This window comes from uncultured Salinisphaera sp., assembly GCF_964012375.1.
GTDB lineage: Bacteria > Pseudomonadota > Gammaproteobacteria > Nevskiales > Salinisphaeraceae > Salinisphaera.
Map to the genome: position 1 here is coordinate 1 of NZ_CAXGSH010000134.1, position 6,667 is coordinate 6,667.

Genomic DNA, 6,667 nt, shown 5'->3' on the forward strand with positions numbered 1-6,667 from the left:
GGGCGATGATGAGCAAACACGTGATATTCGCGACAAGTGCCGCCAAGCCCATCGCCACCATGTAGGCGGGCTCGGGGTCGCTGCCCATCACGGTCCGTCGGACCACTTCGCCCAAGGCGAACAAAGCGAGCAGTATCTGCACGACCCCGCCTATGGACGCGGCGCGTGCTTTGTGGTAAGCGGCGCGACCGACCGCGTACAACCCAGCCGAATAAACCGCCGCATCAGCGAAGTTGTCGAGTGAATCGGCGATCAGCGCCGTGGAGCCGCCTAGCAGACCAATCGCGAATTCAGCCAGGAACATCACGCCGTTAATCGCCAGCAGCCAGTACAGCGCAGTTTGTTGCGCTTTGTCCTTGGCCTCGAATTCACAGCCGCAATCAGACATGTTACATGGTCTCCGAGAAGCGTTAGAACCGCTCGTGTTTAGGCGACAACGCCTTATACGCCCGGCCGTAATCAGCTATTGATCGTAGTATCGAGCGCAAGCCTAAAACCTCTAGCAACTAGAGAGTCAAGCAGTTAGCGAAAAAGCATTCGTTTACTGGCCACTCGCAGCACAACAAGCAGGCCCAGCGCCACCACGATCAACGCCAGCACGGGCTTGTCCCGCCAGCGGACATAAGGCGTCGCCCCCGTCCGGGGTATCACCTCGGCGGTCAAAACAGTGGCCTCGAACTGAGGTGCGCGCGCCAACAGGCGACCGTCGTGATCGATCACGGCTGTAAGGCCGGTGTTGGTCGCCCGCAGAAGCGGGCGACCGGTTTCAATGGCGCGCATCTGTGCAATCTGCAAATGCTGGTGCGGGCCGAGTGAGTCACCGAACCAGGCGTCGTTACTGAGATTGACCAATAACTGCGCTTTCGGTAGCAGGTCGGCGACTTCGGCGCCGAAGGCAATGTCATAGCAGATCAACGCACCGATCGGCAGATCGCCAGCGCGCAACAGGCGGGGGTTTTGCCCTGCACTAAAATCCGTGACCGGCGCGCCCAGGATATTGAGCAGCGGACCGAGAAGTCCGCGCAATGGAATGTATTCGCCGAAGGGCACCAGATGACGCTTGTAGTAAAACCGTGGCGGGCGCCCCAAACTGACGGCGGCATTGTAGGCCTCGCCTTGATCAGTCCGTACCGGAATCCCGAGTATCAACGTCGCGCCGTGTGTACCAAGCTGTGACTGGATTCGGTCCAGATCGCCGACAGCGAGGTCGTACCACGTCGGAATAGCCGTTTCCGGCCAGACGATGAGGTCGGCGCTCGCATACGGCTCGGTGAGCGCTCGATAGCGTTTCAGGGTCAGCGGTAACATCTGCGGCTTCCACTTCATGTCTTGTGGCATATTGCCTTGCACGAGCGCCACCGATACCGGCTCGGCCACCGGCCGGGTCCATTCTCGGTCGAGCAGCGACGCGCCGATGAATAGTGCGCCCAGCACGCCCACGCCGATTACCGTGCGTCGCAGAGTGGGATGAAGCCCCACCCACGCGAGTACACCAGCCAACAGAGCCAGAACAAAGCTCACCCCCAGCACACCAAATACCGGTGCGATCGAGGCAAGCTGCGTATCAACCTGGCTATAACCCAGAAACAGCCAGGGAAAGCCGCTCAGGAACCAGAGTCGTGCCCATTCACTCAATACCCATGCCGCCGGCAACCCGAGCCACAATGCGAGGCCGTCCATTTGAGGCCGCAGCATGCGCACGAGATAAATCGCGGACAACGGAAACAAGGCAAGCAGCGCTACAAAGCCCATGGTAACGAGCGTGGCCATGACGAGACCGCTGCCATAACGGCTGATGCTGATAAAAACCCACGACACCCCCACGCCGAAGTAACCCAAGCCGAAGAGGTAGGCCGCCCAGAGCGAGGGACGTTTCGTCAGGCCGGCCGCGAGTATGAATAGTACCGCCGGCGACAACACAGCCAGCCAACTCCATCCCACCGGCGCGAAAGCCAGCGGCAGCACCGCGCCAGCGAACAGCGCCAGACCGTATCTCCAAAGGACGCCAAGTCGTGTTATCGGAGCTGCCTTGAGCAAGCGATTTACCAAAGTTTGTTGTCGCATGCACACCTCGGCCGCTTGCTTGTCTGTAGGCGATAGTCACGGCATGATAAAAGCTATAGTAACTAGAGCTTCAATCATGAGGTGCTCCATGACGCAATCGCACTTGCGTATTGGTGAATTGGCTAGACGCACGGGGGTGCGTATATCAACTATTCGCTACTATGGTGAGGTCGGCCTGCTGCCCGAAGCCGGCCGTGGTTTCGGCGGCCAGCGTCACTATGGCGCCTCACACGTACAACGACTGACTTTCATCAAGCGCTGCCGTCAACTGGGGTTCAGCCAGGACAATGTGCGCACTTTGCTGGCGCGGACGGATCAGAGCGATGCCTCGTGTGAAGATGTAGCTCAACTCGCAGAAAAGCATCTCGAAACCGTGCGTGACAAGCTTGCGGACTTGCAGGCCATGGAAAAATCATTGGAGGGTATTATCCATGCCTGCCAGGGCGGCCGGATTAAGGATTGCCGCATCATCGAGGCTTTGGCGAACTAGGAGCAGTGTCACCGATACTCTGTGTTCGAGCGTCGCGGCTTAACGTACGATTTTTTCCGTTTCGTGAGTTGACCCCGCTATGAGCAGAGGCGTCGGAAAGTTCGTGCGTTCCGGCACGGCGTTCGCGCTGAATAGGGCGATTAGTACAGCGCCGCCGACTATGCCAACCAGGAACATACCTCGCCGCATACGGTCGTCCGTGCGACGCCTTACGACACCGTGCAAATGGCCGGAGATTCCAGCAATACGGCCCGTTCCGATCCATAGCAATGCCGCCGCCGCGCCGATAAGCGCCCCGCCGGCCGACGCAGTCAGCGGCGTGAAATCAAACACGTCGAACACGAAGTTATTCCGTTAGATCCGGGCGTGGCTTGGGTTTCGGCCAGTGCCAGTCCAGTCCGCGTAGCATGACCTGCCAGTACAAGGCCGGGAAAAATTGGCTTTTGACTGGCCAGTACATTCGCCGCGAAGTCCGCGGATCCAGTGGAAAACTAGAGACCACTTCACCACCGTAGCGGAACTCGGCCAGCATGACCTTGCCATGCGCGACCGTGAGTGGGCACGCCCCGTAACCGTCGTAAGTACGTTTTTTAGCCGATTCCCCCAGGGCCGCGCGCAGTTCAGCGACCACGACTGGGAACTGGCGGCGTACGGCGGCCATGGTCTTCGCATTAGGGGTGTCGGTGCAGTCACCCAAAGCCAGCACATTATCGTAGCGGGTATGCGTGAGCCGGTTCTTATCGACGGTGACCCAGCCGGCGTCGCCCGCGAGTGGACTTCCCTTGATAACGTCCGGCGCAGACTGCGGCGGCACCACGTGGAGCATGTCGAACGCACGCGTTACTGGCCCATCGTCAGTCGAAAAGGTGGCTTCGTGCTTTTCACCGTCCACGGCCACTAGATTGTGTTTGAAATAGGGCGTCGCTCCATACGAAGCAATAACTTTATCGAGCTCCCGTGCATAGGCGGGGACCCCGAACATCGCACCGCCTTGATTATAGAACCCGATCTCCGCCGATATCCCGCGTTTGCGCAGTGTATCGGCGGTCAAGTAAAGCGCTTTCTGCGGAGCGCCGGCGCACTTGATTGGCATAGCCGGCTGCGTAAACAACGCCTTGGCGCCATCGGTCAGCGATTGGGCCAACTCGTGGGTATAGGGTGCGAGGTCGTATCGATAGTTCGAGGTTACGCCGTTGCGGCCCAGTGTCTCGGACAGACCCTCAATGGCTTGCCAGTCGATCTGGAGGCCTAGTGCCACTACCAAAAAGTCATAGGTAACTGACTCGCCGGAGGCCAACTCGACGCGATTTTCGTCCGGTGCGAACGCACTGATCGTGGCCCGGATCCAGCGGGCCTTGTCCGGCATAACTTCTTCCTCGCGCCGCTTTGTGTCTTCGGCCCGCATGTCGCCACCACCTACGAGCGTCCAGCCCGGCTGGTAGTAATGCACGTCGCTCGCCTCGATTACAGCGACATCAAGTTGAGGCGATTGCCTCAGTAGGGCGGCGGCGACTGATAGCCCGGCTGTACCACCGCCCGCGACAACGACGCGATGATGGCTTGTGTTGCTCGACATGATTTACTCCGTCTTGCTACGTATACCCCTAAGGGTATAATAGAACCCGAAGGCATTTGCAAATAACCGATTCTTAGGTTGGTGCAATTCTGGTTTCCACAGATTAGAAGGAAGACAACCATGGCGAGCGGCACTCCGGAAGTCGTCGGATTCTTCGACGAAAAGACTTTCAGCGTTCAGTACGTCTGTGTCGATACAGTCAGCAAACGCTGTGCGATCATCGACCCGGTACTGAACTACGACGAGAAATCGGCGAGCACGAGCACGGAATCCGCCGATGAGATCGCGGCGTTCGTGCAGTCGCGCGGGCTCACGGTCGACTGGATTCTGGACACACATCCGCATGCGGACCATCTCTCGGCAGCGATCTATCTTCAGGGGCTTTTCGACGCGCCGCGCGCGATCGGCGAGCACGTCATCGACGTCCAAAAGCTCTGGAAGAAGATCTACAACTTCGGTGACGACTTCAAAACTGACGGACACCAGTGGGATCGGCTTTTTGGCGATGGCGACACGTTCACTGTCGGCGAGCTTGAGGCGAGGGTAATGTATTCGCCGGGTCATACCCTGGCCTCGATCACCTACGTGATTGGCGATGCCGCGTTCGTGCACGACACGCTGTTCCAGCCCGACTTCGGTACCGCACGAGCAGATTTCCCAGGCGGCGATGCAGCCACACTCTATCGCTCGATCCAGGCCATTCTTGAGTTGCCGGACGAGACTCGCCTTTTCACCGGTCATGACTACATGCCGGATGGGCGAGAACCGCGCTGGGAGTCCACGGTGGGCGAACAGCGGGAGCGTAACCCGCATCTGCAGAACATGGACGAATCCGCGTATACGGCCTTGCGAAACAAGCGTGATGCGGAACTACCGCTGCCCGCGCTCATGCTCGCCGCGCTTCAGATCAATACGCGGGGAGGGCGCCTCCCTACGCCGGAGAATAACGGCACCGCGTACCTGAAGATCCCAGTGAACGCTTTCTAAAGAGAGCGAGGCAATGCGCAACGTTCCTCACCGACGAGCCGGAGCAAGTCGCACGCCTACTAATTCAGCATCTGGAGAACGATATGAGCTCGATTAACACCGGGATAGATGAAGCAGGTCGGATGAACACCGGCGAAGGTTTGAAAAAATTGCTCGCTGATTCTTATACGTTGTATCTGCAAACGCATAACTTCCATTGGAACCTGACCGGCCCGCGCTTTCGCGAGTTGCATCTTATGTTCGAGGAGCAGTACACGGAGTTGGCTGCGGCCGTGGACGAGATCGCGGAGCGCATACGCTCGCTCGATCAGGTCGCGCCGGGTACATATCGCCAGTTCTCGACTTTGAGCTCGATCTCCGAGGTCGAAGACGTGCCTAATGCAGATCGTATGGTCGAGGTTCTAGGTGCGGGACATGAAAAGGTCGTGATGACATGCCGGGATGTACTGCAACGCGCGCAGCATGCCGGTGACGAGTCTTCGGCGGCTCTTGTCTCTGATCGTATGCGCGTGCATGAGAAGACGGCTTGGATGTTGCGGGCGATGGCTAGCTAAGAGAGCGCACGAACATTCTTACTGGGGCACGACAGCGTAGCCGCGACTTTGAAAGATCACCAGATCGCTGAGCGCCGACAATGCAACATCGACCTCATTGTTGACCCATGACTGATCGAACGCATGCTTGGCGAGCGCCTGGCCGCAGACGTGCAGGGTAACGCCCGCCTTGCGTAGGGCGGCGATCAGCGCGGTGTTGGGGTTGGCCTGTCCGAACTGCTTCTCGTATTGGGCGTCATTCAGAATACCGGGTGTCGCTGGCCCGTGAACCACAACCACGAAGTCGAGCTTTTCAGCGGGCACGCCGGCCGATGCGAACACGTTCACGGCCCGTGCGACGCGTTCCAAGCCCGGGTTCAGCTGGTCGGGGCTCTTCGCTGCTCTGGTTACATCGAACACGGCTTTGTGCTCGGCCTTGACTGAGGGCTGATTGGCTGCTTCGGGGAGTGGTTTGATGCCGCCATAGCCTTCGATGGCCGGGTAGCGCCAGTCGCCCCCTGCGGCCAAGGCGGGGCAAACACTAGCCAATGCGACACTCAAGATGATGAGAGTTGTACGAAACATTGGGGTCATAACGAGCTCCTTTATGCGTTACTGAATGGTTGAACACTGGGCTGGGTGCGCTCGATCCAGTGCCTCCCAAGGCTCTGGGTCAATGTCAGTCCGGGTGTGCCGGATATCGGTTGATACGGCCACCCATGCGACTCCAAACCAGCCAGTCTTCGTTCGAACGTTAGGCGGCGCTCGAGAATTCGAACGACGGTGGCCTTAGCCGACGTGGTCGTATTTGCGTCGGTAGCAGTGGGATCATCGATTCGCTCACCCAACGCAGGAATGGCTTTTTGCTGCGCCGTGACTGCCGTTGGCAGGTGCAACGCGTCAGCTGAAGATGCCTCGATGACCACGATTGCCGCGCTGAACGCCCTGATCAGGGTTTGGGTCCCAGAATCTTCTCTACGTCGTCGCCGCGTGGCATGCCCTGTTTGAGTCCGATAT

At 58.8% G+C, this 6,667-nt stretch carries 8 protein-coding genes; 3 read left to right on the forward strand and 5 right to left on the reverse strand.

All coding sequences use genetic code 11. The features are described from left to right. Together ABNU97_RS16565 and lnt are read right to left on the reverse strand one after the other, a co-directional pair. The coding region (locus ABNU97_RS16565) for a cation transporter (protein WP_348767774.1) at positions 1-388 on the reverse strand (388 nt) is incomplete at its 3' end. A gap of 134 nt (positions 389-522) precedes the next feature. Next, on the reverse strand, positions 523-2,064 hold the full coding sequence (lnt, locus tag ABNU97_RS16570; protein ID WP_348767775.1) for an apolipoprotein N-acyltransferase: 1,542 nt from the start codon (positions 2,062-2,064) through the stop codon (positions 523-525). Positions 2,065-2,152: 88 nt separating this feature from the next. On the opposite strand from lnt, the gene ABNU97_RS16575 reads away from it, so the two are divergent. Further along, positions 2,153-2,554 carry a helix-turn-helix domain-containing protein gene (locus ABNU97_RS16575; protein ID WP_348767776.1) on the forward strand — a complete coding sequence of 134 codons (402 nt, stop codon included), beginning with the start codon at positions 2,153-2,155 and terminating at the stop codon, positions 2,552-2,554. A gap of 39 nt (positions 2,555-2,593) precedes the next feature. Here ABNU97_RS16575 and ABNU97_RS16580 read toward each other — a convergent pair whose 3' ends face one another. After that, entirely contained in the window at positions 2,594-2,896 is a 303-nt protein-coding gene (locus ABNU97_RS16580; protein ID WP_348767777.1) for a hypothetical protein, read from the reverse strand. A 4-nt stretch (positions 2,897-2,900) separates the two neighbouring features. After that, positions 2,901-4,130, reverse strand: a complete 1,230-nt coding sequence (locus ABNU97_RS16585) for an FAD/NAD(P)-binding oxidoreductase (RefSeq protein ID WP_348767778.1) — start codon at positions 4,128-4,130, stop codon at positions 2,901-2,903. Between the two features lie 81 nt (positions 4,131-4,211). Here ABNU97_RS16585 and ABNU97_RS16590 point away from each other — a divergent pair, with 81 nt between their 5' ends. Continuing rightward, positions 4,212-5,117, forward strand: coding sequence for an MBL fold metallo-hydrolase (locus ABNU97_RS16590; RefSeq protein WP_348767780.1), 906 nt, complete (start codon positions 4,212-4,214; stop codon positions 5,115-5,117). A gap of 83 nt (positions 5,118-5,200) precedes the next feature. Beyond that, the gene (locus ABNU97_RS16595; protein WP_209065006.1) at positions 5,201-5,671 is read left to right on the forward strand and encodes a Dps family protein; all 471 of its coding nucleotides are present in this window, start codon (positions 5,201-5,203) and stop codon (positions 5,669-5,671) included. Positions 5,672-5,689: 18 nt separating this feature from the next. Here the strand turns inward: ABNU97_RS16595 and ABNU97_RS16600 are convergent, their stop codons facing one another. Next, complete coding sequence (locus ABNU97_RS16600) at positions 5,690-6,244, reverse strand: DsrE family protein (RefSeq protein WP_348767779.1); 555 nt, start codon at positions 6,242-6,244, stop codon at positions 5,690-5,692. Between the last annotated feature and the right edge of the window lie 423 nt (positions 6,245-6,667).

Bases quoted from the DNA above. Each gene is read 5' to 3' on its own strand.
- ABNU97_RS16600 (WP_348767779.1), bottom strand. From the start codon at position 6,244: ATGACCCCAATGTTTCGTACAACTCTCATCATCTTGAGTGTCGCATTG.
- ABNU97_RS16585 (WP_348767778.1), bottom strand. From the start codon at position 4,130: ATGTCGAGCAACACAAGCCATCATCGCGTCGTTGTCGCGGGCGGTGGT.
- ABNU97_RS16575 (WP_348767776.1), top strand. From the start codon at position 2,153: ATGACGCAATCGCACTTGCGTATTGGTGAATTGGCTAGACGCACGGGG.
- lnt (WP_348767775.1), bottom strand. From the start codon at position 2,064: ATGCGACAACAAACTTTGGTAAATCGCTTGCTCAAGGCAGCTCCGATA.
- ABNU97_RS16595 (WP_209065006.1), top strand. From the start codon at position 5,201: ATGAGCTCGATTAACACCGGGATAGATGAAGCAGGTCGGATGAACACC.